Below are 1,867 nucleotides of genomic sequence, written 5' to 3' on the forward strand. Positions count from 1 at the left end.
ACCGGCCCTGGCACGACGTGCGCCGGCTCGACGTCGACGTCCTGCTGTGGCGGCTGCGCTCCCAGGGCGATCTGGCGGCGTTCGTCGACCGGGTGCTCGGCCCGCTGATCGCGCACGACGCCGCCTCCCGGCCGGCGCTGCTGCCCACCCTGACCGCGTACCTCGCCCACGCGGGCCGCAAGGCGGAGACCGCGCGCGAGCTGCACCTGAACCGCCAGACGCTCTACGACCGGCTGGCGCGCATCGGCCGGCTCCTGGGGGCGGACCTGGAGGACCCGGAGACGGTGCTGTCCCTGAGCCTCGCGCTGCGTGCGCGGCGTCATACGGAATGGATTTGACCTGCGCAGATGGACCGGGCTCTACTCGAACGGTGACCGGAATGAAGAAGAATGCGGCAGTCGGCGTCGCCGCGGCGGACCGCGAGGACCTGCGGGCGGACTGCGGCAGCTGCTTCGCGCTGTGCTGCGTCGCGCTGCCGTTCGTCGCCTCGGCGGACTTCGCCGTGACCAAGGACGCGGGCAAGCCGTGCGGCAACATCCAGCAGGACTTCCGCTGCGGCATCCACACCAAGCTGCGGCAGAAGGGCTTCTCCGGCTGCACCGTCTACGACTGCCAGGGTGCGGGGCAGAAGGTCTCCCAGGTCACCTTCGGCGGCCGGGACTGGCGGCAGGACCCCGGGACCGCCCGGCAGATGTTCGCCGTCTACCCGGTCATGCGGCAGCTGCACGAGCTGCTCTGGTACCTGGCAGAGGCTCTGACCCTGCCCGCGGCCCGGCGGCTGCACGCCGAGGTCCGGCGTGTGCACGACGCCGTCGAGCGCCTGACCCACGAGAGCCCCGAGGCGATCCTCGAGGTGGACGTGGCGGCGCGCCGGATGGAGGTCGGCGAACTGCTGCAGCGCACCAGCGAGCTCGTACGGGCGCAGGTGCCCGGCAAGAAGAAGAACCGGCGCGGGGCCGACCTGATGGGGGCCCGGCTGCGCGGCGCCGACCTGCGGGGCGCCAACCTGCGGGGCGCGTACCTGATCGCCGCGGACCTCGGCGGCGCGGACCTGCGGACCGCCGACCTCCTCGGGGCCGACCTGCGCGACGCGAACCTCGCAGGCGCCGACCTGACCGGGAGCGTCTTCCTCACCCAGGCCCAGCTCAACGCGGCGCGGGGCGACGCGAGCACGAAGCTGCCGGCGGCGCTGAGCCGGCCGGCGCACTGGGGCCCGGCCGCCTGAGCCGCCGCGCCCGAAACGTTCCGCCTGCGAGGGGCCGGGGGCGGGCTATCCGCCCGCGGCCAGCTCGTCGTAGACGCTGAGGACGTGCGCGACCGTGTCGTCCTCCGTGGGCCAGGTGGCCGCCTGGGCGCGGCCCGCCGCGGTCAGCTCGGCACGGCGGGCCGGATCGGCCAGCAGGCGGGCCACCGCCCCGGCGAGGGCGGCGGAGTCGCCGTAGGGGACGAGCTCGGCCGCGTCGCCCACCAGGTCGGGGACGCCGCCGACGGCCGTGGCCACCAGGGGGACGCCCGCGTGCAGCGCCTCCTGGGCGAGCAGGGAGCGGGCCTCCCAGCGGCTGGGCAGGATCGCGATGTCGGCCGTGGCGAGCAGCTCGGGGACGTCGTCGCGGCGGCCCACCAGGCGGACCGGGAGGTTCTCCTCCTCGATGCGGCGCTGCAGCAGCGGCCGCTCGGGGCCCTCGCCCGCCACGATCAGCAGCGGCTCGGGGTCCAGCTCGCGCCAGACGCGGGCCGCGTCCAGCAGGACGGAGTGGCCCCGGCCCGCCTCCAGACGGCCGACGGCGACCAGCAACGGGCGGGCCACCGCGCCCAGTTCGGCACGGGTCTTGTCGCGCGGCTCGTCGAGGCGCTCCTTGAGCTCGCC

3 protein-coding genes are annotated in these 1,867 nt (G+C 75.5%); 2 read left to right on the forward strand and 1 reads right to left on the reverse strand.

Translation table 11 applies throughout. The features are described from left to right. Together V7793_RS37120 and V7793_RS37125 are read left to right on the forward strand one after the other, a co-directional pair. Nucleotides 1–338, forward strand: a 338-nt coding sequence (locus V7793_RS37120; RefSeq protein WP_336014091.1) for a PucR family transcriptional regulator, incomplete at its 5' end; no start/stop codon positions are given. Between the two features lie 41 nt (nucleotides 339–379). Continuing rightward, nucleotides 380–1,225, forward strand: a complete 846-nt coding sequence (locus V7793_RS37125) for a pentapeptide repeat-containing protein (protein WP_168093610.1) — start codon at nucleotides 380–382, stop codon at nucleotides 1,223–1,225. 45 nt (nucleotides 1,226–1,270) lie between these two features. Here the strand turns inward: V7793_RS37125 and V7793_RS37130 are convergent. Then, nucleotides 1,271–1,867, reverse strand: a 597-nt coding sequence (locus tag V7793_RS37130; RefSeq protein ID WP_336014093.1) for a glycosyltransferase family 4 protein, incomplete at its 5' end; no start/stop codon positions are given.

The sequence above is a fragment of the Streptomyces sp. KLMMK genome (assembly GCF_036961605.1).
Taxonomy (GTDB): domain Bacteria; phylum Actinomycetota; class Actinomycetes; order Streptomycetales; family Streptomycetaceae; genus Streptomyces; species Streptomyces telluris.